Origin of the sequence: Variovorax sp. MHTC-1, from assembly GCF_003984645.1 — a bacterium.
GTDB lineage: Bacteria > Pseudomonadota > Gammaproteobacteria > Burkholderiales > Burkholderiaceae_C > Variovorax.
Genome location: NZ_RWKI01000006.1, coordinates 191082 through 217730, shown reverse-complemented (window position 1 = coordinate 217730; position 26649 = coordinate 191082). Strand labels below are relative to the sequence as shown.

The following is a 26649-nucleotide window of genomic DNA, read 5'->3' as shown; positions in this document are numbered from 1 at the left end:
TAAATCTGCAAGCAGATCGCGACGCGCCGCTCGGCATCAATAGCCTCGCTTGCGATCCACCACATCCCGCAGCCCGTCGCCGCGCATATGGCTGCGCAGGTTCGCGAGCATGATGGGCGCAGCCGTGTCGGGCTGGGTCATGCTGGCGACGTGCGGCGTGACGAACACGCGCGGATGCGTCCAGAAGCGATGGTCCGGCGGCAAGGGCTCGGGGTCCGTGACGTCGACGATGGCGCGCGACAGGTGGCCGCTGTCGAGCGCTGCCAGCAGCGCCGCCTGATCGAGATGCCCACCCCGGCCGACGTTGATGACGCTTGCGCCGCGGGGCAGCGCGGCGAAGAGCCGTGCGTTCAGTATTCCCTTTGTGGCATCGGTGAGCGGCAGAAGGCAGATAAGGATGTCGCACCGGCCGAGAAATTGATCGAGGGTGTGCGCGCCCGCATGGCAGGCGACGCCCGCGATATTCCTTGGCGAGCGGTTCCATCCGGACAAGCGAAAGCCGAAGGTCGAGAGCCGCTGCAGGACGGCCTGCCCCAGAACACCGAGTCCCATGACGCCGACGGTGCGGCTCGAAGCGGGCGGCACCTCGAGCGGATTCCATGCGCCCGAAGGCTGCATCGCGACGTAGTCGAAGAAGTCGCGGTGCAGGGCGAGGACCGAGAGCGTCACGTACTCGACCATGCCGTTGATGATGCCCGGCTCGACCATGCGGACGATCTGCACATGGTCGGGAACGGCCGAAAGATCGATATGGTCGATGCCGGCGCCCGACGAGAACAGCACCTTCAGATTCGGCAGCGATGCAATGAACGCGGCGGGTGCGGCCCAGGAAACCAGGTATTCGATCTCTTCGAGTTCACCGGCATCCGGCCATGTACGGAAATCGATATCGGGCGCGTTGTCCTTGAAGAACCGGGCCCAGGCCGCTGCGCGCGGCGCGCCGGACCGATAGAGCACGCTCATGGCTTCATCCCTCCGTGCCTCACCAGCCGCCGACCCAGCCGTCGAACAGGCCTTCGGGCAGGTTGCCGGGGTTGGCGCCTCGCAGGAAGTCGAAGTCGCAGCCTTTGTGGGCCTGCTCGACATGGCTGTTGTAGAGCTTGCGATAGCCGCGCACATGCACTTCGTCGCGCGCGGCCCATGCGGCGCGCCGCCTTTGCATTTCTTCTTCGTCGACCAGCAGGTCGAGGCGGCGCCCGGCGACGTCGAGCTCGATCATGTCGCCCGTCCGGACCAAGGCCAGGGGGCCGCCGGCCGCCGCTTCGGGCGAGACATGCAGCACTGCCGTGCCGTATGCCGTACCGCTCATGCGCGCATCGGATATCCGGACCATGTCGCGGATGCCGCGCGCCATCAGGCGGCGGGGAATGGGCAGCATGCCCCACTCGGGCATGGCCGCCCCCCTGGGCCCGACATTGCGAAGCACGAGGATGCTGTTCTCGTCGATCCCGAGCGCCGGGTCGTCGATTCGGTCCGCCAGGGACTGCACATCCTCGAACACGACGGCGCGCCCCTTGTGCTGGAACAGTGCGGGGTCGGCCGCGGCCGCCTTGATGACCGCGCCGTCGGGCGCCAAGCTGCCCTTGACGACGATCAGGCTCTCGCCGGGCCGCACGGGCCTGTGGCGCGGCCGGATGATTTCGTCGTCGGTGATCTCGGCGGCGTCCGCGATTTCGCCGATCGTGCGGCCTTCGACCGTGCGCGCATCGAGATGAAGCAGCGGCGACAGTTCCTTGAAGAGGGCGGGCACGCCGCCGGCCATCATCAGCCGCTCGGTCAGGTGCTCGCCGGCGGGTTGCACATTGGCGATCAACGGAACCCTGCGCGCGATCTCGTCGAAGCGGCCGAGCTGCAACGGCACGCCCACGCGCCCGGCCAGCGCCAGCAGATGGATGATGACGTTGGTCGAGCCGCCGATCGCGCACAGCAGGCTGATGGCGTTGTCGAACGCGTGGTCGTCCAGGATGTCCTTCGGCGTCGGCCCGCCCGCCAGCGCCAGCTCGACGGCGCGTTGGCCCACCTGCCTGGCGAGCTGGCCGCGGCGCGCATCCGTGGATGGCACCAGGCTCGACCTGGAGAGGGCGAGCCCCAGAGCCTCGGTGACGATCGACATGGACGAGGCGGTGCCCATCTCGGCGCAGTGGCCCGGCGAGCCCATGACATTGCGCTCGAAGGTCTCGAAGGCCTTGTCGGGCAAGGCGCCCGCGCGCATCTGGTCGACGAATTTCCAGACCCCGTTCGCGGTCGCGAGCTCGCCGCCGGACATCGATCGCGGCGTGGCCGGGCCGCTGTTGAGAACGATCACGGGCACGTTGGCGCTCGCAGCGCCCATCAGAAGCGCCGGCTGGGTCTTGTCGCAGCCGCTCAGCAGCACGACGGCGTCCAGCGGATAGCTGCGGATGGTTTCCTCGGCCTCCATGGCCAACAGGTTGCGGAAGGGGAAGGAGGTCGGCTTGATCAGGTTCTCGCTGATCGACATCAGCGGGACCTCGAGCGGAATGCCGCCCGCCGCCAATACTCCTTCGCGCACCTTCACGGCAAGCGTGCGCAGGCTGAGGTTGCAGGGGTTGAGATCGGACCAAGTGTTCAGGATGCCGACCACCGGCCGCTGCATGAGATCGTCCCGCGTCCAGCCGTCCATCGCGAGGGTCGATCGATGGATGAAACCGGGAAGGTCATTCTTGCGAAACCACCGGGCGCTGCGCAGGCTCGCGCCGCTTTCTGCGCTGTTCTGGGTCATGGCTGGATCGGTTTGGGTCGTATGGGCTCGGGGATGCCTGAGCGAGCAGGGAGGCGCTGTCGGGAAGGCGGCCCTTAGGCGGCCATCACGACGAAGACCTTGCGCAGCGTCTGGTGCACATGCCACTGTCCGCGCGTGTGCGCGGGAAAGAACAGCGTGTCGCCCGCGCGGATGTCCAGCGCGGCGCCGCCTTCTGGCGTGAAGGTGCAGGCGCCCGAGAGGATGTGCATGACCTCGGCGTTGGCGAGCTGGCGCTCGAAGCGACCGGGCTCGCATTCCCAGATGCCGCAGTCGTTGCCGCCCGCGCCTGCGAGTTCGACGTCGATGCCGCGCAGCCGGCAGGCAGGCTCGCTCAGCGGGCGCGCGGGCGTGCCCTGGTCTTGCAGGCCGCCGATCGTGGCCGATTGATGAAGAACGGTGATGGTCATGTGGAAGATGAAGAGGAATGAGAGGGAGCAGGGGATGCGGGATCGGCCGGCGGCGCGAGTGCGCGCTCGGCCACCTCGCAGAACCAGCGCACGCCCAGGGGCAGCGCGTCGTCGTTGAAGTCGTAGCACGGGTGGTGCAGCGCGCGCTCGCCGTCCGGCCCCGGATCGACGCGGCCCTGGCCGAGCCACAGGTAGGCGCCCGGACGGCGCTGCAGCATGAAGGCGAAGTCTTCCGAGGTGAAGGCGGCGCGCGGCGCGGTCTCGGCCTGCAGGCCGACGGCCCTCGCCGCGGCGAGCGCGAGCGCCGCTTCTTCCGGTGTGTTGAGGGTGGCGGGGTAATAGCGCACGTAGCGCACCTCGGCCTGGACGCCGCTCGCCAGCGCCACCCCGTCGACGATGGCGCGCAGCGCGGCCTCGATGCGGTCCTGCGAAGCGGCGTCGAAGCTGCGCACGGTGCCGGTGATCGACACCTCCGCCGGCAGCACGTTGTGGCTGTGGCCGCCTTCGATGCGCGTGACCGACAGCACCGCCGATTCTCCCGGGTCGATGCGGCGCGAGACGATGGTGTGCAACTGGGCGACGAGCTGGCTCGCGGCCAGGATGGCGTCGGGCGTGTGATGCGGCTGGGCCGCATGGCCGCCGCGGCCGCGCAGCACGATGTCGAAGCGGTCGGCCGCCGCCATGATCGGGCCGGCACGCGTCTGCGCTTGGCCGAGCGGCAGGTCGGGCCAGTTGTGCAGCGCATAGACGCTGTCGCAGGGGAAGCGCTCGAACAGGCGGTCTTCGATCATCGCGCGCGCACCGCCTTTGCCTTCCTCGGCCGGCTGGAAGATGAAGTGCACCGTGCCGTCGAAGCGCCGCGTGCGCGCCAGCTGGCGCGCGGCGCCGATCAGCATGCTGGTGTGGCCGTCGTGCCCGCAACCGTGGTGCACACCCGGCGTGCGGCTGGCATGGGCGGAGCGCCCGAGCTCGACCATCGGCAGTGCGTCCATGTCGGCGCGCAGGCCGACGCTGCGCGCGCCGCTGCCGGCGCTGAGCGTGCCGACCACGCCGGTGCCGCCGATCCCTTCATGCACCTCGAGGCCGAGGAGCCGCAAGGCCGCAGCCGCCACGCCGGCCGTTCGCCGTTCCGCGAAGGCGAGCTCCGGATGCGCATGCAGGTCGCGGCGCAACGCGACCAGGCCGGGCAGCAGGTCCGCGACCGGCGCGGCGATCGCGCCCAGTGTCAACGCCCGGCCTCGACCGCATCGGCCAGCTCGGCCAGCGTGTGGAAGTGGTAGTCGGGCTCGGTGTGGCTGGACTCGAGCGTGCCGCCGGAACCCTTCTGCCCGTGGCGCCGTTCGATCCAGCAGGTGCTGATGCCCAGCTGCTTGGAGATGCCGATGTCGTGGTACTGGCTTTGCGCGACGTGCAGGTTGTGGGCCTGCTTGTAGCCCCAGGCGCCTTCGTAGCGGCCGCGGGCGTAGGCGAAGTAGCGCGCATCGGGCTTCTCGCACAGCGCGTCGTCGCAGGAGAGCAGCATGTCGAAAGGGGAACCCAGCGTCTTGTCGAAATGGGCCAGTGCCCACTGCTGCGCGTTGGTCATCGTCACCAGCTTGAAGCGCTTGCGAAGCCGCTTCAGCGCTTCCACCGAATCGGGGAACGCCGGCCACTGCGCCACCGAATCGCGCAGCCCCTGCGCGAGCGCATCGGTGTCGGGCAGGCCCAGCTTCGGGGCGATGGCGTGCCAGCAGCGCTCCAGATCGTCGGGGTACCAGCCGGCCTTGCCGTCGGCGCGCGCATAGCGGTAGGCGGCGAGGAAGTCCTCGTCCGCCACGCGGGCCTCGGGCACCGCGGAGCGCAGGTAGGCGAGCATGCCGCCCTCGAAATCGATCAGCGTGCCGACGACGTCGAAGGTGAGCACCTTGAAATCTTGCAGGGACATGGGGAAGCTCCAGGGATGACGGCAATGCCGGTTGTCCTGAGCATAGGTGCCGCTTTCTGCACGGCCGAACCGAACTGGGTCTGCGCTGCGGCACAGGATTTCGTTGTCCGCGCCTTGCCGGCATCTTCTTCTGTCGGGCATCGCGCCCGAGCGATGCCTGGAGGCAGCCTCATCGCAACGCCTGCCTCGCAGCAGCGATGAAGGGTTCGACGAAAGGGCTGTCCAGATCGTGGCGCCGGCAGACAGCCACGTCGAAGCCTTCGCTGACGCCCTTCAGCTTCCGGAAAGCGATACCCGGAGGACGGCCAACGGCAGCGCACGCCGGAACCAGGGCATACCCCTCGCCGGCGAGCACGAGAGCCAGCGCGGCATGCACGGTCTCCACACGTTCGACCACCTGCATCGTCACCTGGTGCCGGCGAAGCAGTGCGGCCACCAGCGACGTGTCCGCGTTCTCCTTGAGCTTGGGCAGGGCGACCAGCTTCTGGCCCTGGAGCCGTTCGATGGGGACCGAAGCGAGACGCGCGAGCGGCGCCCGTGCAGGCATGGCGAGCCGCAGCGGCTGCATGCCGACGATGGTGTTGGCCACTTCCACGCGCTGCATCGGCGGCATGCACAAGCCGATGGATACCTTGTGATCGATGATCTGGGCCTCGCAAGTGGCGGCGCTCATCTCGACGAATTGGAGTTCCACTTCAGGCAGCGTGCGACGCAGGAGCGGCACGAGCTTGGGCAGGACGGCGTAGCCCAGCGAAAACATGTAGCCCACCGCCAGCAGGCCGCGCCGTCCGGAGCCGATCGCGCGCGCCGCCTCGTAGCCGTCGTGCGCCAAAGCCAGGGCTTCACGAGCGCGCGCGAACAGGGCGCTGCCCGCGTCGGTGAGCCGCATCCCCGTCGATTCGCGCAGGAACAGCGCAGTCCCTACCTGTGCCTCCAGGTTGCGGATCTGGACGGACAACGGTGGCTGCGCCATGTGCAGCCGCAGGGCTGCCTTGCCCACGCTGCGAGCTTCCGCCACGGCCACGAAGTAACGCAGGCTCTTGAGGTCCATGCCCATACGATTCCGATATGTGCGGATTGTGAAGGAGTATTGGACCGGCAAGCACGTCGTTGGCACTCTTTGTCCTGTCGCCGGCTGAATTGGCCGGCATCTGACAGAGGGATGCTGGATGGCCGAGGAACTTTGCTTTTGGACTGCCGTGCGGCTTCGCGAAGCGATCGCGCGCCGTGAAGTCTCGCCGGTGGAGCTGACCCGGGCGGTCCTGGACCGCGCCGCGCGGCTGCAGCCGAAGCTCAATTGCTTCATCACGCTCTGCGCGGACGAGGCCATGCGCGACGCCAAGGCCGCGGAGCAGGCCGTGATGCGAGGAGCGCCCACGGGACTGCTGCACGGCATTCCCTATGCCTGCAAGGACCTGGTCAACACCAAGGGCGTGAAGACCACCTTCGGTTCGCTGCTGTTCGCCGACAACGTTCCGGCCGAGGATGCGGCGGCCACCGCTCGCCTGCGGCAACAGGGCGCCATCCTCATCGGTAAGACGACGACCTCGGAGTTCGGGGCGAAATGCCTGACGGATGCGCCCTTGTTCGGACGTACGGGCAATGCATGGCACGCTGAGCGCACGAGCGGCGGATCGAGCGGCGGCGCAGCCGTTGCGGTGGCGACAGGCCTCGCACCGATCGGCGTCGCCACGGATGGCGGCGGCTCCACCCGGATCCCGGCGGCCTGCAATGGGGTCGTAGGCCTGAAGCAGTCGATCGGCCTGGTCCCTCATTCGCAGGCGGAGGACGTCATCGGCAATCTCACCTACGTCACGCCCATCTCGCGCACGGTCGCCGACACCGCTCTCATGCTCCAGGCGATGGCGGGCGAGGACGCCTGCGACCCCTGGTCTGCCGGCGCCCAGGCTGAGGACTACCTGCAAGCCGTGCAATCGGCGAGGAACTTGCGCGGCAAGCGCATCCTCTTCGCGGACGTGCTGCCCGGAAGGGCGATCGCTGCCGACGTTGCGTCCTGCTTCGAGTCAGCCCTGGGCCTGTTGCGGGACTTGGGCGCGGAGCTGGCCGAGATGCCGCCAGCGTCTGAGTTCGACATCGAGCCGCTCTGGCGCACCATCAATCACACGGTGTGGAAGGCACGCTTCGGCAAGATGGCCGAGGAGCAGCCGGATCGAATGAGCCCCTCTCTGCTGCAGCAGCTCGCGCTCGCGAACGACTACACCGCCGTGGACTACCAGCGAGCGAACTTCGCCCGCACCCGGCTCTTCCGGCACGTGCAGGCGCTGCTGCAGGAGCACGATTTCATCGTGGTCCCGACGCTCGCGCGCACCGCCCTGCCGATCGACCAGGACCTGTTCGGCAAGCTCGAGATCGACGGGCGGCTCTTCGACGAGGTGCGCTCCAACTGGTTCCCCTGGACCATGCCCTTCAATCTGACGGGCCACCCCGCGATCACTATCCCTTGCGGCTTCGGGCGCGACGGACTCCCCATCGGGCTGCAGCTGGTGGGGCGCCTGCGCCGGGAGTCGGATCTTCTTGCCGCGGCGGCGGTGTTCGAGGTGACCAGCAATCTTTTGGCCCGTTGGCCGGACATGGAGGTGCAGTGATGAATGTGTTCCAGTCTTTCCGTTCCACCTTGTGGATCGCAGGCTTCGCGGCGCTTGTAGTCGCCTCGGCGCCGGCGCAGGCGCAGGCGCAAGCGCCGGCCGCAGGCGCCCATCCGCTGCGTCTCGTCGTCGGGTTTCCGCCCGGCGGCGCGCTGGACACGCTGGCGCGGGCGCTGGCCGAGCAACTGCGCATCGGTGGCGAGGAACAGGTGGTCGTGGACAACAGGCCCGGCGCCGCCTCGCGGATCTCCATCGAGTATGTGAAGCGCGCCGCGCCCGACGGCAGGACCGTGCTTCTGTCTTCCAACGCCCCGATGGTCATCTTCCCGATGACCTACAGGCAGCTTGCCTATGACGTCGATCGCGACTTCATCCCCGTGGCCCATCTCGTCGAGGTTCCAACGGTGATTTCCGCCGGTGCGGACCGGCCCTACAAGACCTTGCAGGACTACGTGAGCTGGGTGCGCGCCAATCCGTCACAGGCGAGCGTGGGGCTCACCAACCTCGGCGGGACGCTTCATTTCGCCGTCCTCGGCATGGCCAAGACCTTGGGCGTTGCGCTGACGCCCGTGGCCTACAAGGGTGGTGCGCCGCTCGTGACGGACCTGGTCGGCGGGCACGTTCCCCTGAGCACGGATGCCCTGGCCAGCCAGCTGGAACTCCATCGCGCCGGCAAGGTGCGCATCCTGGCGGTCTCCGGTACGCGCCGCAACGCGTCTCTGCCCGATGTTCCGACCGCGCGCGAGGCCGGTATCGATTCCTTCGACCATGCAAACGCCTCCTACAGCGCCTTCGTTCCTGCAGGGACGCCTGCGACGGTCGTGCAGCGCCTGGAGCGGGCCTTCGTGGCGGCCATGCAGCAAGCGCAGGTCAAGAGCGCAATGGCCCGCGCAGGCATGGAGGCAACGGGCCTGCCCGGCGCCGCGGTGAAACGCGCGCTGAGTGCGGAGCGTGACTTCTGGCGCCCTCTGGTGCAAGCCTCGGGATTCCGCAGCGACGAGTGACGGCGTCTCGCGCGCCGCGCAACCGAAGGAGATGACCATGCACAGAGCGATCAGGAGGTTTTCCGCATGCACGCACCGTCGTGCAGCCGTTCGGGCAGTGGCCCTGCTTCTGGCGGCGTGCGTGCTGCCGCCGGGACAGGCGGCCGCCGCCGGCTATCCGGAGCGCCCGGTGACGATCGTCTCTGCGTTCCCCGCCGGCGGCATCGTGGACGTCATTGCGCGCCGGCTCGCGCAGCATTTTTCCGAGCGCTTCAAGCAGAGCTTCGTCGTCGACAACCGCTCGGGTGCGGCAGGCAGCATCGGCTATTCGGCCGTGGCGCGTGCGGCTCCCGACGGGTACACGCTGGTCGTGGCCAGCGGCCCCACCACCATGGCGCCCCCCGGCTCGGCGATGCCCTCCTGGCAGCCACAAACTGCGTTCAGCGCGATCGGGATGATCGGCACCATTCCCCAGGCGGTCATCGCGAGCAGCGGCCTGCCGGTCCGCACATTGCCCGATCTTGTGGAATTCGCCAGGGCACGACCGGGCCAGGTGAACTATGGGTCCGCAGGCGCCGGCACGACGCCGTTCTTCACGATGGAGCTGCTCAAGCGCCAGCAGAAGATCGACCTCACGCATGTAGCCTATCGAGGACAGCCGGAGGTCATGACAGACCTGGTCCGGGGCGACATCGGTGTCACCGCGATGACCGTGCCCCTGGTGATCCAGCACGTGCAGTCCGGCAGGATCAAGGCGCTCGCGGTCACTTCGCCTGCGCGGCTCCCGTCGCTGCCGGAGGTGCCCACGGTCGCCGAACAGGGCATGTCCGGGCTGGCAATCTCCAACTGGTTCGCGCTGATGGGGCCAGCCAAACTGCCGTCGGACGTCGTCGCCTCTCTCGCAAGCGCCCTGTCGGAGGCGCTCGCGGCTCCCGATGTCCGGGCCAGCTTCGCAGATCTCGGCTTGATCGTTCAACCCGCCCCGCCCTCCGAGACGCTGGCGTTCGTACAGGCGGATCTCGCACGCTGGATAGCCATGTCGCGATCGCTGGACAGCAACCCCACCCATCCCAAGGAAGCAGCGAAATGAACAGAGACTCCGCGCAACTTTCCGCGCATTCGACTCCCGAAGGCATGACTGTCGATGAATGGCAGCTGCGCTGCGATCTCGCGGCATGCTTTCAGCTGACCGATCTTTATGGAATGTCGGACGTGGCTTCCACCCACATCTCCGTGATGTTGCCGGGGCCCGAGCACCACTTCCTCGTGAATCCGCTGGGCACCCTGTTCGACGAGATGACGGCGTCGGCCCTGCTGAAGGTCGACCTCGAAGGGCGGGTCGTGCAAGGAGACCCGTCGCTGCTCAACCCGGCCGGCTTCATCATCCACAGCGCCATCCACATGGCTCAGACTCAGCTCGTGTGCGTCATGCACAGCCACACCCGTGCGAACAATGCCATTGCGATGCAGGCGATGGGATTGCGGCCCCTGAGCCAGAAGGCCTGCGTCATGCTGGACTTCCTTGGCTACCATGACTACGAGGGTGCGGCGCTCGACGAAGACGAGCGCGAGCGCCTCGTGCGCGACCTCGGCGCCGATGGCCGTGTCCTGATCCTGCGCAACCACGGCGCCCTGACGGTCGGCCGCAGCGTCGGAGAGGCTTTCTGCTGGATGCTGCGCCTGGAGACGGCTTGCCAGTTCCAGATCGATGGGCAGGCCGGCGGTGTCCCGCTTCACGAACTGTCCGAGGCCACCATCGCGCATACCCGCGCCCAAGGCCGCAAGTTGCTGGGACCGAATGGCGTCATCGAAGTCGGCAAGCTGGAGTGGCCAGGACTCCTGCGCAAGCTGGAGCGCGAGCGCGGCACCTCTTATCGGACTTGAGCAGCGGCAGCGGCGCTAGGGCCTGTTATTAGTAACAGGCCCTAGATGATGGAGAAGGACATCGACTTCGCGACCGCGTCGCGGATGTGCCGGATGCGCTCGCGGTTGAGCCGTTCTGCGCCTTTGGCGTCGCCGCGCACGATCGCGTCCAGCAACTTCTCGTGCTCCTCGATGGCAGCTTCCATGCGCCCCGGCAACAGCGCGGTGCGGCTGCCCGTCAGACGCAGGCGGTTCTCGATCGCCATGACATGCTCCGACAAGGTGGCACTGCCGCAGCACTCCACGAGCGCACGCCGGAACGCCAGCGCCTGATCGAGGTACGCGCCGACGTCGCTCTTCCTGGCGCTCGCGGCCAGCTGCTGCAGCGACTTCTTCAGCCGCTGCAGATGGAAACTGTCCATGTTCTCCGTTGCAAGCCGGGCCACCAGGCCTTCGAGGACTTCGCGGATGTCCAGCAGCTCGATCACCTCTTCCGGGCTGAGCTGGGCGACCGTGACGCCGACGAAAGGCGTCCGGCTGACCAGGCGCTCCACCTCCAGCTGCCGGATCGCTTCCCGGACCGGCGTGCGGCTCACTTCGAGTTCGGCCGCGAGATCCTGTTCGGTGAGCTTCGATCCGGGCTTCAGCTCACCGCTCAGGATCGCCGAGCGAATCCGCTCGCAAACCTGTTCGGCCGAGAGCGGCTGGGGACTGCGTTTTCGAAGTGTGTTGGACTTCCCTGATGTCATGCAATCCTTATACAGGAGACTCCGGGCGCTTCACCCGTTGAACCCTTTGGCATATTCGGGCGCGTTCGCGGGCATCTGCAGCACCAGCAGGTGCAGTCCGCTTTCTCCGGCTGTGCAGCCGGCCGCATCTTCACCCGACGACAGGTAGCGGCTTTCCCATGCCCGCAGTCGACCCTGCGGGGTTTCGAGCCTTCCGGCCAGGACAAGCTGGAACTGGCCCGAGCCGCCGGGCTCGCTGGTCTCGACCGGCGCAAAAGGCGGCAGCTGCAGCGCGTAGGCTTCGAGATCGTCCTGCGGTGCAATCAGCTGCACCCTGCGTGCCGATGCCAGGCCGCGCAGCGCATCCATCGACAGTGGTTCATGCAACGGCCCTTGCGCATGCCGTTTCGGTCCCCGCTGCAGCCTGTCGCGTGCCGCCGGCAGGAAATTCGCGCCGGTTTCGTACACCGCGCGGATCGTGAAATAGCTCAAGCCCGCGGGCCCCGCGACCACCGGCCCGTAACCGGTGAAAGCGCCGGCGTAGTGCACGGATCCGGGACCCACCGCGCGCGGGCCCAGCGTGCCGGAGCCGTCCTTGATGACCTGGAACTGGTTCTGCATGTGGAAGTGCGGCATGAGCACGGACGCGGGCGGCTGCTCCACGAGGAAGACGGTTGGAGACAGGCCCGGGCCTGGACCGCTTTGCATCCACTCGCTTCGATGAAAGCTGAAGCCGTTGTCGAGGGCTCGGTGGTGCCGGGTCTCGCCCGCGAGTGCTGCGGATCCGAGTGCAATCATCGCATCACTCCAGCCTGGCCCCGGAGCCCTTGACGATCGCGGCCCAGCGGTCGACTTCGGCGCGCACGAAGCTCTTGAATTCTGCCGCGGCGACGGATCGGGGCCGGCCCCCCAGGGCGACGATTCGTTGCGAGAAGTCCGGCGAGCGCACGATCCTGGCGAGCTCCTCGCTGACCTTGTCGACCACGGCCTTCGGCGTGCCGGCGGGTGCCAGCAGGCCGACCCAGGGCACGAGATCGAAGTTGGCCAGGCCGCTCTCCGCGACCGTCGGCACCGAGGGCAGCACGGAAATGCGTTCGAGCGAACTGACTGCGATCGCGCGCACCTTTCCTCCCGAGAGGAAGGGTTGGGCGGCGCCGTACGCGTCGAACGAGACCTGAACCTGGCCGGACGCAAGGTCGGTGAGCGACTTGGCTGCGCCCTGGTAGGGAACGTGCGTCATCTCGATGCCGGCCCGCCGCATGAGCTCCGACATGGCGAGGTGCGATACGGAGCCGTTGCCCGGAGATGAGTAGTTCACCTTGCCCGGGTTCGCCTTCGCGTGCGCGACCAGCTCCTTCAAAGACTGGATCGGCAAGGTGCTGTTCACCATCAGCACGAGCGGCGCGTCATAGATCAGCCCGATCGGCTCGAAGTCCTTCAGGCTGTCGTACTGCACGTTCTTGTACAGGAATGGATTTCCGGCGATGGCCGCGGATGCCGACAGCGTCATGACGCTTCCATCGGCGGGCATGCGCGAGACGGCCGCGAGCGCGACACTGCCGGCGAGGCCAGGCATGTTTTCCACGATCAGGGTCCGGCCGATCGCCGGTCCCAGGCGCTCGGCGAGGACGCGGGCGACGACATCCACGGACTGGCCTGGCGGATAGCCGACGATCAGCTTGCCGGTGTCCTTTTGCGCGAAAGCGGTCGTGCCTGTGAGCAGCAGCGCGATGATCCCGCTGTTGAAGATGCGGCGGCTGATTGTCATGCTCGTCTCCTTGTCCGGTTCGCTTCAGATGCGCGCGGGCTGCGCAGCGCCGAGCATCTGGATGATGGAAGAAAAGTCGAGTCGCCCCTTCCCTGCGGCGCAATGCATCGCATAGACAGAGGCGGCCGCCGCGCCGAGAAGGGCAGGGGAGTGGCTCGCGACCGCGGCCTGCTCGGCCAGCCGCAAGTCCTTCAGCATCAGTTCGGATGCGAAGCCGCCCTCGTAGCCGCGATTGGCAGGCGCAGCCGGCACGAGGCCGGGCTCGGGTGCATAGCTCGTGAGCGCCCAGCATTGTCCCGACGAGGTCGAAGCGATCTCGAAGAACTTCTTCGGATCGAGGCCCAGGCGCTTGGCGAGGTGCAGCGCCTCGGATACCGCGAGCATGGAAATGCCTGCCAGCATGTTGTTGCAGATCTTCGCGGCTTGTCCTGCGCCGGGCGCTCCGGCGTGGATGATGTTCTTGCCCATCACCCGCAGGAGCTCGAGGGCGCGCGCGAAGGCGGCCTCCGTGCCGCCCACCATGAAGGTGAGCGTCCCCGCAGCAGCACCGCCGACGCCGCCGGAGACCGGCGCGTCGAGGGTGACGAGACCCCTCTCGCCCAAAGTCGCGTGGAAGGCAGCGCATGACTCGACATCGATCGTCGAGCAGTCGATGACGAATGCGCCAGGGGCGAACGGCAGCGCCTCGGCCCCGAGCACTTCCAGCACGTGGCGCCCGCTGGGCAGCATCGTGATCACGACTTCGGCTCCGGCGACCGCTTCTTGGACCGATGCGCGCGGCTGCAGGCCCGCGTCGTGCGCCCGCTCCATGGAGCCCGTGTTCACGTCGAAGCAGCGCACCTCGTGGCCCGCTTCCTTCAAACGGCATGCCATGGGAAAGCCCATGTTGCCCAGCCCGATGAATCCGATTGCAGTCATGCTTGTCTCCTTATTCGAAATCAGGACCAGGCTCAGGTCATGTTGATGAGCACGGTCTTCTTGTGCGTAAAGTGGTCCAGCATGGCTTCCAGCGACGCCTCGCGTCCCAGCCCCGATTGCTTGACGCCGCCGTAGGACAGGCCAGGCTGGACGACGATGTTCTGGTTCACCTGCACGAAACCGGCGTGCAACCGCCGGGTGGCGTCCATTGCCGTTCTGAGGTCCCGGGTCCAGATCGTCGCTGCCAGGCCGTAGTCGCTGTCGTTCGCCAGGGTCACGGCCTCTTCGTAGCTGGAGAAGCGGATCACGCAGGTCACCGGCCCGAAGATCTCCTCGCGTGCGAGGCGGGAGGCGTTGTCCAGACCGGTGAAGATCACCGGCCTCACGAACAGGCCCGCTCGAAGCGCGTCGCCGGTGGGCAGCTCGGAACATTCGTGAGCCGTCGCCCCTGCTTCGGATCGACCGTCTTCGATGTAGCCCAGCACCTTGTCGAGCTGGGAGCGCGAGATGATCGTGCCGATGTCGGTCGCCTCATCCAGCGGGTCGCCCATCTTCATCGCATCGACGCGCGCCTTGAGCATGGCGACGAACTCGTCGTGGATCTTCTCCTGCACGAGGATGCGGCTGGCCGCGGTGCAGCTCTGCCCCTGGCGGGTGAAGCGCATGCCGCTGACCGCTCCAGCGACTGCCCTCGGGAGATCCGCGTCGTCCATCACGATCATCGGGCTCTTGCCGCCCAGTTCGAGGGTGATGGGAATCAGCTTCTCTCCGGCGGCGCGCGCGACGATGCGGCCGGTCTCGACGGAGCCGGTGAAGGTCACCTTCCCGACCTCCGGATGCGCGACCAGGGGCGCGCCGCAATCGGGGCCGTAGCCGGAGACGATGTTCAGGACACCCGGAGGAAGCTGCTGATTGAGGATCTGGCACACCCGCAGGACTGACAGCGGAGCCTCCTCGGCAGATTTCACGACGACCGTGTTGCCCGCCACCAGCGCCGGCGCGATCTTCAGCGCCATCAGCATCATGGGTGCGTTCCACGGAATGATGACGCCCACCACGCCGATCGGCTCGCGCTGGGTGAAGGTCAGCATGTCGGGGCTGAACGGGACCGTCTCGCCCTTGAGCTCCGAGCCCAGGCCGCCGTAGAACTGCAGCGCGTCGGCGACGACCGAGGCCTCCACGCGGCTCTCGGTGCGCAGGGCCTTGCCGGTTTCAAGCGCGACCAGGCGCCCCAGTTCCTCCACGTGCTCGGCGAGCAGGCGAGAGCACTCGGCCAGGAGGGTGCCGCGTTTGCGCGCGGCCATGGCAGCCCACGCAGGCTGGGCCCGGGCAGCGGCGGCCACGGCCTGCTCGACGTCGCTCGCGCCGCTATGGGCGGTGTGGCCGATCTCGCGTCCGGTGGCGGGATTGATGACCGGGAACGTGCGCCCTGATCGTGCGCCGACAAGCTCTCCGCCGATCAGGTTGTAGCCGCTGATGGCGCGAGCGAGGCGGTGCGGATCCGTATCCGCCGTCAAGTTGTGTTGGGCCATGCTGCGTCTCCTTTCAGTTCGTCGTGCCGGCCAGCGGCGGCCAACGCTTCTTGACCTTGATCACCCGGGCGCTGCCGCGGCGCACGAAGCGGCGCGTGTCGTCGGTGCTGGCCTGGTAGTCCCAGACGGGCTGCTTCGCGTCGGGCAGCGAGTTGATGAACTTGCGCCTCGCCTGGCTGGCGAACACCTGCCGCGTGATCGCCTCGGGATCCCAATGGGAGAGCACGCGCTCCTTGAGTTCGGCGAGGACCTGCGGCTGCCGCTGCGCGATGTCGACGAGTTCGTTCGGATCGGCCTCCATGTCGAATAGCAGGTCGGGGTGGCCGTGCGTATAGACGTACTTGTACTTGCCGCGCCGCAGCATGCAGCAGGGGCCGGTCACCCCTTCGGCCGTGTATTCGACGAAGGCTTCCGCCTCGCCGCTGCGATCGCCCGTGGCGATCAGCGGCACCAGGCTGTGGCCGTCGATCGGTTCGACCCAGGTCGGAGTGGTCCCCTCGGTGGCGTACTGAACGAGTGTCGGGAGCAGGTCCACGTGCGAGACCGGCTCTGCGATCCGGCGCGGCTTGCGCGCCCGGGGATCGAACACGAGCAGGGGCACCTTGGCCGACCAGTCGAAGAAGACGCGCTTGAACCACATGCCGCGTTCGCCCAGCATGTCCCCGTGGTCCGAGGTGAACACCACGATCGTGTTGTCCTCGAAGCCCGCGCGCTTCAGCGTTTCCAGAAGGCGCCCGACCTTGTCGTCGATGTAGCTGACCATCGCGTAGTACGCATGCCGCGCGCGCCTGACTTGCTCGTCGGTCGCTCCTTCCTTGTCGAGCCCGTGGGAGTACTGCACCCACTGGCTCAGCTTGTCGCGCTCGTGCATCGGCAGGTCGCCGACATTGGGCAGGTTGATCTCTTCAGGCTTGTACCGATCGAGGTATTCCGGCGGGACGTGATACGGCGGATGGGGATGCGTGAACGAGACGCACATGAAGAAGGGCTGCTCGTCATCGCGTGCGAGGTCGTACAGGCGCTGGATCGACTTGGCCTCCACTTCCTCGTCGTAGTCGAGCTGCAGGCTGCGAAAGCACGGTCCGGCTTCGTCCACCGTGCTCAGGTTGTGGCCCGGCGAGTAGAAGCTGAACTCGCCATCGGCCCAGTCGGCCGCCCAGCCGAAGTCCGCGGGATAGATGTCGGTAGTGAGCCGCTCATCGAAGCCGTGCTTCTGGTCGGGCCCCACGAAGTGCATCTTGCCGCTGAGGATGGTCTTGTAGCCCTGCTGGGCCAGGTAGTAAGGCAGCGTCGGCGTGTCCGCCTGGAATTCGCAGGCGTTGTCGAAGGCGCCGATGCGCGTCGCGAACTGGCCCGCGAGGAGCGAGAAGCGCGCCGGCGCGCAGAGCGGGAAGTTGCAATAGGCGTTGTCGAAGACGGCAGACCGCTCGGCGAGCGCCTGCAGGTGCGGCGCCTTCAATGCATGGTTGCCGTGGAAGGGCAGGGCGGGGGCCGACAGTTGGTCCGCCATGACGAAGAGGATGTTGGGTTTGCGCATGGGACTCCTTAATTGCACAACGGTTGCATTACGGTTGTATGCAATATAGACTGGCCTCCGCGATGTGACAAGTGGAGAAAACGTGACCGACCCAACTTCCTTGCCCCTGACCGGCGTGCGCGTCCTGGATCTCACCCGCGCGCTGGCCGGGCCTTTCTGCACGATGATCCTCGGTGACCTCGGAGCCGATGTGATCAAGGTCGAGCCGGTCGGCGGCGACATGATCCGCGAGTGGGGGCCATTCGACCGCGGCACCAGTGCCTACTACCTGAGCGGAAACCGCAACAAGCGCGGCATCGCCGTCAACTTTCGCGACCCTGCGGCGCTTGACCTGTTGCGAGAGCTGGCGGGAAGCTGCGATGTCGTCGTGGAGAACTTCCGGGCCGGCGCCATGGAAGCGATGGGCCTCGCTTGCGAAACGCTCACGGCCGCGAATCCGCGCCTCATCTACGCGAGCGTGACCGGCTTCGGCCGCACGGGACCGGCCAGCGGCCGTCCGGGCTTCGACCAGATCGCCCAGGGCTATTCAGGCCTGATGAGCGTCACCGGCAGCGCCGAGTCCGGTCCTGTGCGGGTTGGAGTGGCCATCGGCGACCAGACCGCCGGCATGTGGTGCGCGATCGGCGTGCTCGCCGCCATCGCGCAACGGCACACGACCGGTCGCGGCCGGCGCGTGGAAACTTCGCTGCTTGCCGGCCTGGTCGGGCTGATGAGCGTCCAGGCGCAGCGCTACCTGAGCCTCGGCGAGGTGCCGGCGCTCGCGGGGAACACGCACCCGGTCATCGCCCCGTATGGCGTTTTCGAAACAGGCGACGGCCCCTTGAACATCGCGCCGGCGACAGCGGAGATGTGGAAGCGGCTCTGCGACGTGCTCGAACTGCAGCAACTGGTAGCCGATCCCCGCTTCGCCAGCAACGCCGCGCGCATGGAGCGCCGCGTCGAACTCAAGGCCATCATCGAGGCGAAGTTGAAGGAGCGCAGCCGCCGCGAATGGAGCGAGCTGCTCCTCGCGGCGGACATCCCGGCCGGGCCCATCAACAACCTGGCCGACGTCTTCGCTGACGAACAGGTGGTCCATTCGCGGCTCGTGGAGGAAGTGCAGCACCCGCAGCTCGGCGCGATGCGGCAAGTGGGCAGCCCGGTCACGTTCGACGGCCGCCTGGGCGGATCGATCCGCCGCGCGCCGCCCGTCCTGGGGGAACATACGTTCGAGGTGCTTCGCGAGCACGGATATGCGCAGCGAGACCTGGAAGCGCTCGCCCGCCAAGGCGTCATCGTGCAGCATGCACAGGGAGCGAGCGCATGAACATCGGCTCGGCACCCACGCTGCAGATCGTGGACTCGATGGCGGCCATCACGCTGCGCCGTCCCGCGCAGCACAACCGCATCGATCCGGACGACCCCGCAGTCCTGCTGCGCCACCTCGATGAAATCCGGGCCGATCCCTCCGTGCGGCTGCTCGTTCTCACCGGCGAAGGCGAGAAGACCTTCTGCTCGGGATATACGCTCGGGCAGATCGGCGCGCGCCTGGATCGATCCTTCGAAGACATGCTCGATGCGCTGGAGTCGCTGGACATTCCGACGCTGTGCGCGCTGAACGGTAGCGCCTATGGCGGGGGGACCGACCTGGCGCTCGCGTGCGACTTCCGCATCGGTGTTCGCGGTTGCAGGCTGTTCATGCCCGCCGCGAGGTTCGGATTGCACTACTACCCTGGCGGGCTGCGACGCTTCGCCGCGCGGCTTGGCTCTTCAGCCGCCAAGAAGATCTTCCTCACCGGGATGACCATGGAGAGCGAGGAGCTGCTTCGAATCGGGTTCCTGACGGAACTGGTGGAACGTAGTGAGCTCCAGTCGCGCATCGACATCTACCAGGACCACATCGCGCGCTGCGATGCGCAGGCGGTCCGCTCGATGAAGCACCACATCAACGCCATTTGCGCCGGCGAATGGGATGAGGCGTCAGGCCGGACTGCTTACGAGGCGTCGCTGAGGTCAGAGGAAGCCGGAAGACGGCTGGCGGAGCTGGAGGGTAAGTAATGCCGAGCGCCGACGAGCGCAGGATTCGAGCTTTTGCATGCTTCGGCTGGTCGGAATTCTCGATTGAGTATTCATGCGCATGGGCTCGCTCGGAACTGCGTCTGGCCGGTACCGGTACCGGTGCGGTCGTGCGTCTGCATCGCCTTCATCGAGGAGCGGCGAGAAGATCGCCACCCAGAGCTGCGGCGGCCGAAACGGGATAGGGGCCCTTGCGCCGCACCGCCCGTACGAACTCGATGGCCTGCACCTGCTGTGCGCTGTAAGCGGCAGCAGGGCCGGCCGGGAAATGCTTGGGGTCCTTGTCCATGGCGATCAGCAGCAGATCGTCGGTCGTCAATGGCTCCGAGCCGTGGGCGCGATCCCCCAGCCCGACCTCGAGCGCGAAGGCCCATTCCGCTGGCGCCGCCGGATCCTTGCGCAGCATGCGCGCCGCGAGCTTCGCGGCATGGGGACTCAGGCGGGCGATCATTGCAAAACATTCATCCAGATCCACGCTGACCTCCAAGTTGGCCGGGGGATGCTGCCAGCCCCGGCGAAATCGGCTGTAGGCGGCTTCCGTTTTCCGGTGTCGGCGCTGCGCGCGCTACGGCTGCGCGGGCCGAAAGGCTGATTTCCACTCGCGTCCTTGCACCGACATCCGCCCCGAATGAGCGCTCAGCCGTTGCGGAACAGGAAGCTGTAGGCATTGAGCGCCGGCACGCCGCCCAGGTGGGCATAGAGCACCTTCGAGCCCGGTGCGAACTCGCCGCGGCGCACCTTGTCGATCATTCCGTGCATCGACTTGCCCTCGTACACCGGGTCGGTCAGCATGCCTTCCTGGCGTGCGCAGAGGCGGATGGCTTCCAGCGTGCCTTCGTTGGGAAGCCCGTATTCGGGGCCGCCATAGCGCGTGTCGAGCAACACGTCCTCTTCGGCGATGTCGCGGCCCAGGCCGACGAGCTCGGCGGTGCCGCGCGCGATGCGCAGGATCTGCGCCCGCGTCTGCTCGGGCTTGGCCGACGCGTCGATGCCGATGACGCGGTCGGCACGGCCGTCGGCCGCGAAGCCGACCACCATGCCGGCCTGCGTGCTGCCGGTGACCGAGCAGACCACGATGTAGTCGAACTTGAAGCCCAGCTCGGCCTCCTGCGCGCGCACCTCTTCGGCGAAGCCGACGAAGCCCAGCCCGCCGTAAGGATGCTCCGAGCAGCCGGCCGGAATCGGGAAGGGCTTGCCGCCGGCCTTGCGCACATCGTCCATGGCCTGCTCCCAGCTCGGGCGGATGCCGATGTCGAAACCGGCGGCGTCCAGGCGCACATCGGCGCCGAGGATGCGTGACATCTCGATGTTGCCCACGCGGTCGTAGACGGCATCCGAATAGTTGACCCAGTTCTCCTGCACCAGCACGCACTTCATACCCAGGTGCGCGGCGACGGCGGCGACCTGGCGCGTCTGGTTGGACTGAATGCCGCCGATGGACACCAGCGTGTCGCAGCCCTGGGCCAGCGCCTCGGGGATCAGGTACTCGAGCTTGCGCGTCTTGTTGCCTCCGAAGGCCAAGCCGCTGTTGCAGTCCTCGCGCTTGGCATAGAGATCGACCTTGCCGCCCAGGTGCGCGCTCAGGCGCTTGAGCGGCTGGATCGGCGTGGGGCCGAAGGTCAGCGGATAACGGGGATAACGGCTCAGGTTCATGGCGATGCTCCTTGGGGTGCGGCGATAGAGCCATCGTAGGAAGAAGAGTGGTTAACAGGGTTGTGAAAACACGTCTTTCAACGCACCATGAGCGTTCTGCTGATCAATCTCACAGCGTTTCATTCCACGATGGCCAGAGTTCAAGCAACAAAAGTGCGCAGCGCGCCGGAGGCGCCGCCTGCGCTCGATCGCACCGACAAATCGATTCTTCGGGCCCTGCAGCGCGATGCGTCGATCTCCAACGTGGCGCTGGCCGCCAAGGTCCATCTAAGCCCGCCGGCCTGCCTGCGACGCGTCGATCGGCTGAAGCGCGCGGGACTGATCGGCGCGACGGTCGCGCTCCTGAACCCGAAGGCGCTGGGCGCCGGCATGCTGGTGATGATCGGCGTGGTGCTCGACCGCTCGACGCCCGAATCCTTCAGCGCCTTCGAGAAGGCGGCGGTCAAGATCTCCGGCTGCATGGAGTGCCACGTCGTGACCGGCGAGTTCGACTACTTCATGCTGGTGCGCACCGCCGACAGCGAGAGCTTCAACCGGCTGCACGCCGAGCAGCTGCTCTACCTGCCGGGCGTGCGGCAGATCCGATCCTTCATGGTGCTCAAGCAGGTGCTGTCGACGACGCAGATTCCGTTGCCGTGATTCAGATCGACTGTGCGGGAGAGCGTGCTTTGTCTAGAGCTGGTCGGTCGGCACGAACCACGAAAACAGCAGCAGCTGCAGCCGCGTCAGCAGACTCGAGTCGGGCTCGTCGTCGAGCACCTCGTTGTCTTCGTCGCCGGTGCCCACCCATTGCACGCTCTGGCCGTCTGGCTTGAGGACCACGCGATAGACGCCCTCGATGTCGTCCAGCAGGTAGGCATAGAGCAGCGCCTGCGTGAGCTCGAAGCTGTGCACGCGTACGCCGAACTCGGTATTGAGCCGCTCGGAGCGCGGATCGAGGTTCATCGAGCCGAGCAGCACCCATTCGCGATCGACCAGGGCCAGCTTGGCGTGCAGGCGGCCGCGGGCCTGGCGCAGCAGGCTGCGGATCTGCGTGTTGCGCTTCAGCTGCTGCGTGCTCACCTCGAACAGCTCCACGCCCTCTTTCAGCAGGGCGACGCGAAAGCGGTTGTAGTTGACGTTGACCAGCGGCTCGTCGCTGTCGGCGAGCGAATTGGTGATGATGGTGACGCGCAGGCCGCGCGCGCGGGCGGCGCTGATCCGCTCCATGCCCTCGTCGCCGGGGATGAAGTAGGGCGAGACCACCAGCACCTGCGACTTGGCCGCCGCCATCGTGGTGTACCAGCGGTGCGCGAGCGTCTCCATGCCCGGCGGCCGGGTGCCGAGCGCCTTCTTCGGGCTGTCGGCCAGCGCCTGGGCCTCGGCGCGCATCCAGCGCAGCTCGCCGCGCGCGAGCTGTTCGCGAAGGGGCGGCTCGCTGAGGATGTCGTTCTCCAGCGGCGCATCGGGCCAGGGCGCGTGCTGCTCCGAGGTGGCGAGCTCGAACTCGGCCGCCAGCTTTTCGCTCGGATCGGCCGCGCGCACGATGCGCTGCAGCGGATAGACCACATCGCTGTTCCAGTAGCCGTCGAAGATGCGCGCGGACTGCGGCACCACCGGGCCCGCCATCAGCAGCTCGAAGTCGATGAAGTTCGCGCCTTCGCTGCGTAGGAAGTACTCGTCCGCGAGGTTGCGCCCGCCCGCGATCGCGATGGCGCCATCCGCGATGAAGAGCTTGTTGTGCATGCGGTGGTTGAGCCGCTTGAAGTCGGTGAAGAAATCCAGCCAGCGCGTGGCCGTGTGCTCGCGCCCGTTCACGAAGGGATTGAACAGGCGCACCTCGGCCTTCGGCTCGGCAGCCAGCGCCAGCAGCAGGCGGTCGAGCCCGCCGGTATAGAAGTCGTCGAGCAGGAGGCGCACCCGCACGCCGCGCCGGGCGGCGTCGCGCAGCTCGCGCAGGATCAGGAGGCCGGTCTTGTCCTTGGCGAGCTGGAAGGACTGCATGTCCAGCGACGCTTGCGCGCGGCGGATCAGTTCGAGCCTGGCGTCGAGCGCGAAGCTGGCCTGGGGCAGGGGCCGCACGGCCGACAAGCCATCGGGCTTGGCGTTGAAGGGGGCGACGATGCGGCCGAGCTCGGTCTGCGCGGAGACAGGTATCGCCAGCTCGGGCGCCTGGGGCCCGCGCGCCGGCAGGCCGGCGCAGCCGGCCGCAAGACATGCCAGGCCCAAGGCGGCGCATCGCAGCAGCGGCTGAAGATGGGCGAAAAGGGCTGGCATGGCGCGGCACGGATGGTAGCCGCGCGACCGCGCCTCAAGGAGCGCCGTCTGAGGGATTGTTGAGTTTTCATTTAATTCACCAATAGAATGCGAATCACTCTTAACAAGATTTCGGGATGAGGTTTTGAACTCCAGTTTTTCCGCGCGGCGCCAGGCCGCATCGCTCCTGGCCGGTTGCCTGGCCGTGTCTGGGTCCTCGCAGGTCTTCGCACAGGCGGCGAGTGAGGCTGTCCTGCCCACTGTGCGGGTCGACGCCAGCGCCGAAGCCGAAACCGCGACCACGCCGGTGATCGGCTACCGCGCGAAGAACGCCGCCACCGCGACCAAGACCGACACACCGCTTTCCGAAACGCCGCAGGCGGTGACGGTGATCACGCGCGACCAGATCGTGGATCAGGGGGCGACCAATCTGCAGGATGCGCTGGGCTACGCAGCCGGCGTGCGTTCCGACGCCTACGGCCTCGACGCACGCACCGATTCTTTCCGCGTGCGCGGCGCTTATCCCGACGTCTATCTCGACGGCCTGCGCCAGGCCTACGGCTACTACACCAGCACCACGCGCACCGAGCCCTACATGCTCGAGCGTCTCGAGGTGCTGCGCGGGCCCTCGGGCATGCTGTTCGGGTCGGGCACGGCGGCCGGCATCGTCAACATGGTGAGCAAGCGACCCTTGCTCGAGACCCAGCGTGAAGTGGGTATCCAGTACGGCAGCTGGAACCGCCGGCAGATCCAGGCCGACCTGACCGGCCCGCTGACCGAGGACGGCCGGTGGTCCTACCGGCTGATCGCGGTGGAGCGGAAGGCGGACACGCAGGTCGACTTCGTGCGCGACGACCGCAGCCTGGTCGCGCCCTCGCTGACCTGGCGTCCGAGCGCGGCCACCTCGCTCACGCTGCAGGGCCTCTACCAGAAGGACAAGAGCGGATCGAGCTCGCAGTTCCTGCCGTGGGAAGGCACGATCCTGCCGAACCCGAACGGGCGCCTGCCGACCAGCCGCTTCATCGGCGAGCCCGGCGACTACTACGACAGTGAGCGCAAGACCTTCGGCTGGCTGTTCGAGCACAAGTTCAACGAGAACTTGACGTTCCGCCAGAACTTCCGCCACGCGCAGAACGAGAACGACAACAGCTATCACTGGGGCGACTTCTTCACCGTCACGGGCGGCTGGGGCGCCGACCCGGTGGGCAAGCGCATCCTGTCGCGCTCGCTCGACAGCGGGCTCACGCGCAACCGCATCGACACGCTGGACAACCATCTCGAGAGCCACTTCGAGACCGGCGCGCTCAAGCACACGCTGCTGGTCGGCGCCGACTACCAGCGCCATCGCGAGAACGTGTGGGTCGGAATGTCCACCAGCGAGATCGACGCCTATGCGCCGATCTACGGCAACCGGATCGAGCCCGAACGCTTCGCGCGGCCACGCACCACGCAGCGCGCCACCGGCATCTACCTGCAGGACCAGATCAAGCTGGGCAACTGGAACTTCATCGCCGGCCTGCGGCATGACCGCGCGGTCGCCGGCGCCGAAGGCAGCGAGGACGCCAGGGACAGCGCGACCAGCAAGCGCTTCGGCGTGCTGTATGCCTTCCCGTCGGGCTGGTCGCCGTACGTGAGCTACGCGGAGTCCTTCACGCCGCAGTCGCCACGCGATGGCCGGGTGTTCACGCCGCTGCGCGGCGAGCAGTGGGAAGCGGGCGTCAAGTACGAGCCTGCGGGCCGCGGCCTGGCCTTCAACGCCGCGGTCTACGACCTGCGCGAGAAGAACCAGATCGCGCAGCCGATTCCCAACGTCTACACGCAGATCGGCGAGACCAAGACGCGCGGCCTCGAGCTCGAGGCCAAGGGCTCGATCACGCCGAACCTGGATGTCACGGCGCACTACAACTACACCGACCTCGATCCGGAGCTGGAAGGGCTGCCGCGCCACCAGGCGGCCGTCTGGGCCAAGTACCGCTTCGCCATCGCCGGCACGCCGGGCTTCTCGGCCGGCGCGGGCGTGCGCTACATGGGCGCCTTCCGCGACGTCTCCTTCGGCGGCTACGGTCCGCGCATCCCCAGCGTCGCGCTGCTGGACCTCGTGTTCGCCTACGAGACCGCGAAGTGGCGCTATGCGCTGAACATCAACAACGCGACCGACAAGGAATACTTCAGCACCTGCCTCGCGCGCGGCGACTGCTGGTGGGGCAAGCGTCGCGAAGTCGTGGCCAGCGCGACGTATCGCTTCTGAACGCTCCCAAGAGGACGACGATGAACAGCCGACGAATCAAGACCTGGGCCTGGGTGCACAAGTGGAGCAGCCTGGTCTGCACCGTGTTCATGCTGCTCCTGTGCATCACCGGGCTGCCGTTGATCTTCCATCACGAGATCGGCCACCTGCTGGGCACCGAGGTCGATTCGCCGAAGATGCCGGCCGGTACGCCGCGCGCCAGCCTGGACCGCGTGATCGAGGTCGCACATGCGCTGCATCCGGAGCGCGTGGTGCAGTTCGTCTCGCAGCCCGAGGACGACGACGGCCTGTGGTTCGTCACGCTCACGCCGACGCCGGCGCCGACCGAGGACTTCAAGTCGGTCGCGGTCGACGCGCGCACGGCCCAGGTGCTGGCGCAGCCCAAGTTCGACGAAGGCTTCATGTACGTGATGCTCAAGCTGCACGTCGACCTGTTCGCGGGGTTGCCCGGCAAGCTCTTCCTCGGCTTCATGGGCCTGCTGCTGCTGGTGGCGATCGTCTCCGGCGTGGTGCTCTATTCGCCCTTCATGCGCAAGCTGGACTTCGGCACCGTGCGGCGCGAGCGCCGGCCGCGCCTGAAGTGGCTGGACCTTCATAACCTGCTCGGCATCGTGACCCTGGTGTGGGCCTTCACCGTCGGCGCCACCGGCATGATCAACACCTGGGCCGACCTGATCATCAAGTACTGGCAGCACGACCAGCTGAGCACGCTGCTCGCGCCCTACCAGGGGCAGCCCGAAGTGCCCAAGGCCGAGCGCGGCTCGGTGCAGCGCTCGCTGGAACTGGCGCTGCAACGCGCGCCGGACACCAAGGTGTCCTTCATCGCCTTCCCGGGCACGGCCTTCTCGAGCCCGCACCACAACACCGTCTTCCTGCGTGGCAACGAGCCCTTCACCTCGCGCCTGCTGCAGCCAGTGCTGGTCGACGCCAAGACCAACGAGGTCACGGCCAGTCCCGAGCTCCCGTGGTACCTCACGGCGCTGCTGGTCTCGCAGCCGCTGCACTTCGGCGACTACGGCGGCATGCCGATGCAGATCATCTGGGCGCTGCTCGACATCGCGACCATCATCGTGCTGGGCAGCGGGCTCTATCTGTGGCTCAAGCGCGGCAGCGCGGTGCCGGCCGCGGTGCGCGCCGGCGAGCCGGAGCACCAGGCCGCCCCGCTGGCACAGCCTGTCGCGACGGCGAAGGCGGGCTCATGACGAAGCACCACCATCGCCCCCGTTTCTGGCACATGTGGGGCTGGCCGATCGTGCTGGGCGTGCTGACCTGCATCGGCCTGGTGTCGGCGCTCTTCAGCGACGGCGGCGCCGGCGATGCACTGGCATGGGTCGCGCTCGGCATTCCATGCGCGGTGTGCGCCTGGTACGGCTGGCGCCGGCCGGCGCGGCGTACGTAGAACCCGCTCGCGATCCAGCGCCATAGGGTCTT

General features: G+C 67.3%; 25 protein-coding genes. 10 read left to right on the top strand and 15 right to left on the bottom strand.

Annotation, left to right across the window (positions count from 1 at the left end):
- Nucleotides 1-36: 36 nt before the first annotated feature.
- The 6 genes from EJI01_RS12880 to EJI01_RS12855 all read right to left on the bottom strand — a co-directional run bounded on the left by EJI01_RS12880 (nucleotide 37) and on the right by EJI01_RS12855 (nucleotide 6143).
- A complete protein-coding gene (locus tag EJI01_RS12880; RefSeq protein ID WP_126837535.1) occupies nucleotides 37-963 on the bottom strand; it encodes a 2-hydroxyacid dehydrogenase in 927 nt (308 codons plus the stop codon).
- 19 nt (nucleotides 964-982) lie between these two features.
- Nucleotides 983-2740, bottom strand: coding sequence for a dihydroxy-acid dehydratase (locus tag EJI01_RS12875; RefSeq protein WP_126837534.1), 1758 nt, complete (start codon nucleotides 2738-2740; stop codon nucleotides 983-985).
- A gap of 74 nt (nucleotides 2741-2814) precedes the next feature.
- Complete coding sequence (locus EJI01_RS12870; RefSeq protein WP_126837533.1) at nucleotides 2815-3168, bottom strand: cupin domain-containing protein; 354 nt, start codon at nucleotides 3166-3168, stop codon at nucleotides 2815-2817.
- Complete coding sequence (locus tag EJI01_RS12865) at nucleotides 3165-4397, bottom strand: amidohydrolase (protein WP_126837532.1); 1233 nt, start codon at nucleotides 4395-4397, stop codon at nucleotides 3165-3167. The genes EJI01_RS12870 and EJI01_RS12865 overlap by 4 nt, the downstream gene beginning before the upstream one ends.
- A complete protein-coding gene (locus EJI01_RS12860; protein WP_126837531.1) occupies nucleotides 4394-5092 on the bottom strand; it encodes an HAD-IA family hydrolase in 699 nt (232 codons plus the stop codon). Before EJI01_RS12860 ends, EJI01_RS12865 begins: the two co-directional genes overlap by 4 nt.
- Nucleotides 5093-5261: 169 nt before the next feature.
- Nucleotides 5262-6143, bottom strand: coding sequence for a LysR family transcriptional regulator (locus EJI01_RS12855; protein WP_126837530.1), 882 nt, complete (start codon nucleotides 6141-6143; stop codon nucleotides 5262-5264).
- Between the two features lie 118 nt (nucleotides 6144-6261).
- Here EJI01_RS12855 and EJI01_RS12850 point away from each other — a divergent pair, with 118 nt between their 5' ends.
- From EJI01_RS12850 to EJI01_RS12835, 4 genes are read left to right on the top strand one after another with little or no spacing between them, the layout of a single operon-like run.
- A complete protein-coding gene (locus EJI01_RS12850; RefSeq protein WP_126837529.1) occupies nucleotides 6262-7698 on the top strand; it encodes an amidase in 1437 nt (478 codons plus the stop codon).
- A complete protein-coding gene (locus EJI01_RS12845; RefSeq protein ID WP_126837528.1) occupies nucleotides 7698-8702 on the top strand; it encodes a tripartite tricarboxylate transporter substrate-binding protein in 1005 nt (334 codons plus the stop codon). The genes EJI01_RS12850 and EJI01_RS12845 overlap by 1 nt, the downstream gene beginning before the upstream one ends.
- A 37-nt stretch (nucleotides 8703-8739) precedes the next feature.
- Entirely contained in the window at nucleotides 8740-9771 is a 1032-nt protein-coding gene (locus tag EJI01_RS12840; RefSeq protein ID WP_185878907.1) for a tripartite tricarboxylate transporter substrate binding protein, read from the top strand.
- Complete coding sequence (locus EJI01_RS12835) at nucleotides 9768-10565, top strand: class II aldolase/adducin family protein (protein WP_126837526.1); 798 nt, start codon at nucleotides 9768-9770, stop codon at nucleotides 10563-10565. Before EJI01_RS12840 ends, EJI01_RS12835 begins: the two co-directional genes overlap by 4 nt.
- Nucleotides 10566-10606: 41 nt before the next feature.
- Here EJI01_RS12835 and EJI01_RS12830 read toward each other — a convergent pair whose 3' ends face one another.
- The 6 genes from EJI01_RS12830 to betC are packed head-to-tail and all read right to left on the bottom strand — an operon-like array spanning nucleotide 10607 to nucleotide 17027.
- Nucleotides 10607-11293 (bottom strand): GntR family transcriptional regulator, encoded by a 687-nt coding sequence (locus EJI01_RS12830; protein ID WP_126837525.1) that lies wholly within the window; start codon nucleotides 11291-11293, stop codon nucleotides 10607-10609.
- 30 nt (nucleotides 11294-11323) lie between these two features.
- Entirely contained in the window at nucleotides 11324-12070 is a 747-nt protein-coding gene (locus EJI01_RS12825; RefSeq protein WP_126837524.1) for a hypothetical protein, read from the bottom strand.
- Between the two features lie 4 nt (nucleotides 12071-12074).
- Entirely contained in the window at nucleotides 12075-13040 is a 966-nt protein-coding gene (locus tag EJI01_RS12820; RefSeq protein ID WP_126837523.1) for a Bug family tripartite tricarboxylate transporter substrate binding protein, read from the bottom strand.
- 24 nt (nucleotides 13041-13064) lie between these two features.
- The gene (gene mmsB / locus EJI01_RS12815; RefSeq protein ID WP_260602445.1) at nucleotides 13065-13979 is read right to left on the bottom strand and encodes a 3-hydroxyisobutyrate dehydrogenase; all 915 of its coding nucleotides are present in this window, start codon (nucleotides 13977-13979) and stop codon (nucleotides 13065-13067) included.
- 11 nt (nucleotides 13980-13990) lie between these two features.
- Nucleotides 13991-15475 (bottom strand): aldehyde dehydrogenase family protein, encoded by a 1485-nt coding sequence (locus tag EJI01_RS12810; RefSeq protein WP_260602432.1) that lies wholly within the window; start codon nucleotides 15473-15475, stop codon nucleotides 13991-13993.
- A gap of 28 nt (nucleotides 15476-15503) precedes the next feature.
- Nucleotides 15504-17027, bottom strand: coding sequence for a choline-sulfatase (gene betC / locus EJI01_RS12805; RefSeq protein ID WP_126837520.1), 1524 nt, complete (start codon nucleotides 17025-17027; stop codon nucleotides 15504-15506).
- Between the two features lie 100 nt (nucleotides 17028-17127).
- On the opposite strand from betC, the gene EJI01_RS12800 reads away from it, so the two are divergent.
- Together EJI01_RS12800 and EJI01_RS12795 are read left to right on the top strand one after the other, a co-directional pair.
- Entirely contained in the window at nucleotides 17128-18333 is a 1206-nt protein-coding gene (locus EJI01_RS12800; RefSeq protein ID WP_260602431.1) for a CaiB/BaiF CoA transferase family protein, read from the top strand.
- Nucleotides 18330-19064, top strand: coding sequence for an enoyl-CoA hydratase/isomerase family protein (locus EJI01_RS12795; RefSeq protein ID WP_126837518.1), 735 nt, complete (start codon nucleotides 18330-18332; stop codon nucleotides 19062-19064). The genes EJI01_RS12800 and EJI01_RS12795 overlap by 4 nt, the downstream gene beginning before the upstream one ends.
- A gap of 145 nt (nucleotides 19065-19209) precedes the next feature.
- Here EJI01_RS12795 and EJI01_RS12790 read toward each other — a convergent pair whose 3' ends face one another.
- Complete coding sequence (locus EJI01_RS12790; protein ID WP_126837517.1) at nucleotides 19210-19533, bottom strand: hypothetical protein; 324 nt, start codon at nucleotides 19531-19533, stop codon at nucleotides 19210-19212.
- A 185-nt stretch (nucleotides 19534-19718) separates the two neighbouring features.
- A complete protein-coding gene (locus tag EJI01_RS12785; protein ID WP_126837516.1) occupies nucleotides 19719-20735 on the bottom strand; it encodes a 1-aminocyclopropane-1-carboxylate deaminase in 1017 nt (338 codons plus the stop codon).
- Nucleotides 20736-20864: 129 nt separating this feature from the next.
- On the opposite strand from EJI01_RS12785, the gene EJI01_RS12780 reads away from it, so the two are divergent.
- Nucleotides 20865-21374: an Lrp/AsnC family transcriptional regulator gene (locus tag EJI01_RS12780; RefSeq protein ID WP_126837515.1), complete on the top strand. Its 510-nt coding sequence runs from the start codon at nucleotides 20865-20867 to the stop codon at nucleotides 21372-21374.
- Between the two features lie 33 nt (nucleotides 21375-21407).
- Here EJI01_RS12780 and EJI01_RS12775 read toward each other — a convergent pair whose 3' ends face one another.
- On the bottom strand, nucleotides 21408-22991 hold the full coding sequence (locus tag EJI01_RS12775) for a phospholipase D-like domain-containing protein (protein WP_126837514.1): 1584 nt from the start codon (nucleotides 22989-22991) through the stop codon (nucleotides 21408-21410).
- A gap of 124 nt (nucleotides 22992-23115) precedes the next feature.
- On the opposite strand from EJI01_RS12775, the gene EJI01_RS12770 reads away from it, so the two are divergent.
- From EJI01_RS12770 to EJI01_RS12760, 3 genes are read left to right on the top strand one after another with little or no spacing between them, the layout of a single operon-like run.
- A complete protein-coding gene (locus EJI01_RS12770) occupies nucleotides 23116-25218 on the top strand; it encodes a TonB-dependent siderophore receptor (RefSeq protein WP_126837513.1) in 2103 nt (700 codons plus the stop codon).
- Between the two features lie 20 nt (nucleotides 25219-25238).
- A complete protein-coding gene (locus EJI01_RS12765; protein WP_126837512.1) occupies nucleotides 25239-26420 on the top strand; it encodes a PepSY-associated TM helix domain-containing protein in 1182 nt (393 codons plus the stop codon).
- Nucleotides 26417-26617: a hypothetical protein gene (locus EJI01_RS12760; protein WP_126837511.1), complete on the top strand. Its 201-nt coding sequence runs from the start codon at nucleotides 26417-26419 to the stop codon at nucleotides 26615-26617. The genes EJI01_RS12765 and EJI01_RS12760 overlap by 4 nt, the downstream gene beginning before the upstream one ends.
- Nucleotides 26618-26649: the final 32 nt, after the last annotated feature.

Bases quoted from the DNA above. Each gene is read 5' to 3' on its own strand.
- EJI01_RS12880 (WP_126837535.1), bottom strand. From the start codon at position 963: ATGAGCGTGCTCTATCGGTCCGGCGCGCCGCGCGCAGCGGCCTGGGCC.
- EJI01_RS12875 (WP_126837534.1), bottom strand. From the start codon at position 2,740: ATGACCCAGAACAGCGCAGAAAGCGGCGCGAGCCTGCGCAGCGCCCGG.
- EJI01_RS12870 (WP_126837533.1), bottom strand. From the start codon at position 3,168: ATGACCATCACCGTTCTTCATCAATCGGCCACGATCGGCGGCCTGCAA.
- EJI01_RS12860 (WP_126837531.1), bottom strand. From the start codon at position 5,092: ATGTCCCTGCAAGATTTCAAGGTGCTCACCTTCGACGTCGTCGGCACG.
- EJI01_RS12855 (WP_126837530.1), bottom strand. From the start codon at position 6,143: ATGGACCTCAAGAGCCTGCGTTACTTCGTGGCCGTGGCGGAAGCTCGC.
- EJI01_RS12850 (WP_126837529.1), top strand. From the start codon at position 6,262: ATGGCCGAGGAACTTTGCTTTTGGACTGCCGTGCGGCTTCGCGAAGCG.
- EJI01_RS12845 (WP_126837528.1), top strand. From the start codon at position 7,698: ATGAATGTGTTCCAGTCTTTCCGTTCCACCTTGTGGATCGCAGGCTTC.
- EJI01_RS12840 (WP_185878907.1), top strand. From the start codon at position 8,740: ATGCACAGAGCGATCAGGAGGTTTTCCGCATGCACGCACCGTCGTGCA.
- EJI01_RS12835 (WP_126837526.1), top strand. From the start codon at position 9,768: ATGAACAGAGACTCCGCGCAACTTTCCGCGCATTCGACTCCCGAAGGC.
- EJI01_RS12830 (WP_126837525.1), bottom strand. From the start codon at position 11,293: ATGACATCAGGGAAGTCCAACACACTTCGAAAACGCAGTCCCCAGCCG.
- EJI01_RS12825 (WP_126837524.1), bottom strand. From the start codon at position 12,070: ATGATTGCACTCGGATCCGCAGCACTCGCGGGCGAGACCCGGCACCAC.
- EJI01_RS12820 (WP_126837523.1), bottom strand. From the start codon at position 13,040: ATGACAATCAGCCGCCGCATCTTCAACAGCGGGATCATCGCGCTGCTG.
- betC (WP_126837520.1), bottom strand. From the start codon at position 17,027: ATGCGCAAACCCAACATCCTCTTCGTCATGGCGGACCAACTGTCGGCC.
- EJI01_RS12795 (WP_126837518.1), top strand. From the start codon at position 18,330: ATGAACATCGGCTCGGCACCCACGCTGCAGATCGTGGACTCGATGGCG.
- EJI01_RS12790 (WP_126837517.1), bottom strand. From the start codon at position 19,533: ATGATCGCCCGCCTGAGTCCCCATGCCGCGAAGCTCGCGGCGCGCATG.
- EJI01_RS12785 (WP_126837516.1), bottom strand. From the start codon at position 20,735: ATGAACCTGAGCCGTTATCCCCGTTATCCGCTGACCTTCGGCCCCACG.
- EJI01_RS12780 (WP_126837515.1), top strand. From the start codon at position 20,865: ATGGCCAGAGTTCAAGCAACAAAAGTGCGCAGCGCGCCGGAGGCGCCG.
- EJI01_RS12775 (WP_126837514.1), bottom strand. From the start codon at position 22,991: ATGCCAGCCCTTTTCGCCCATCTTCAGCCGCTGCTGCGATGCGCCGCC.
- EJI01_RS12765 (WP_126837512.1), top strand. From the start codon at position 25,239: ATGAACAGCCGACGAATCAAGACCTGGGCCTGGGTGCACAAGTGGAGC.
- EJI01_RS12760 (WP_126837511.1), top strand. From the start codon at position 26,417: ATGACGAAGCACCACCATCGCCCCCGTTTCTGGCACATGTGGGGCTGG.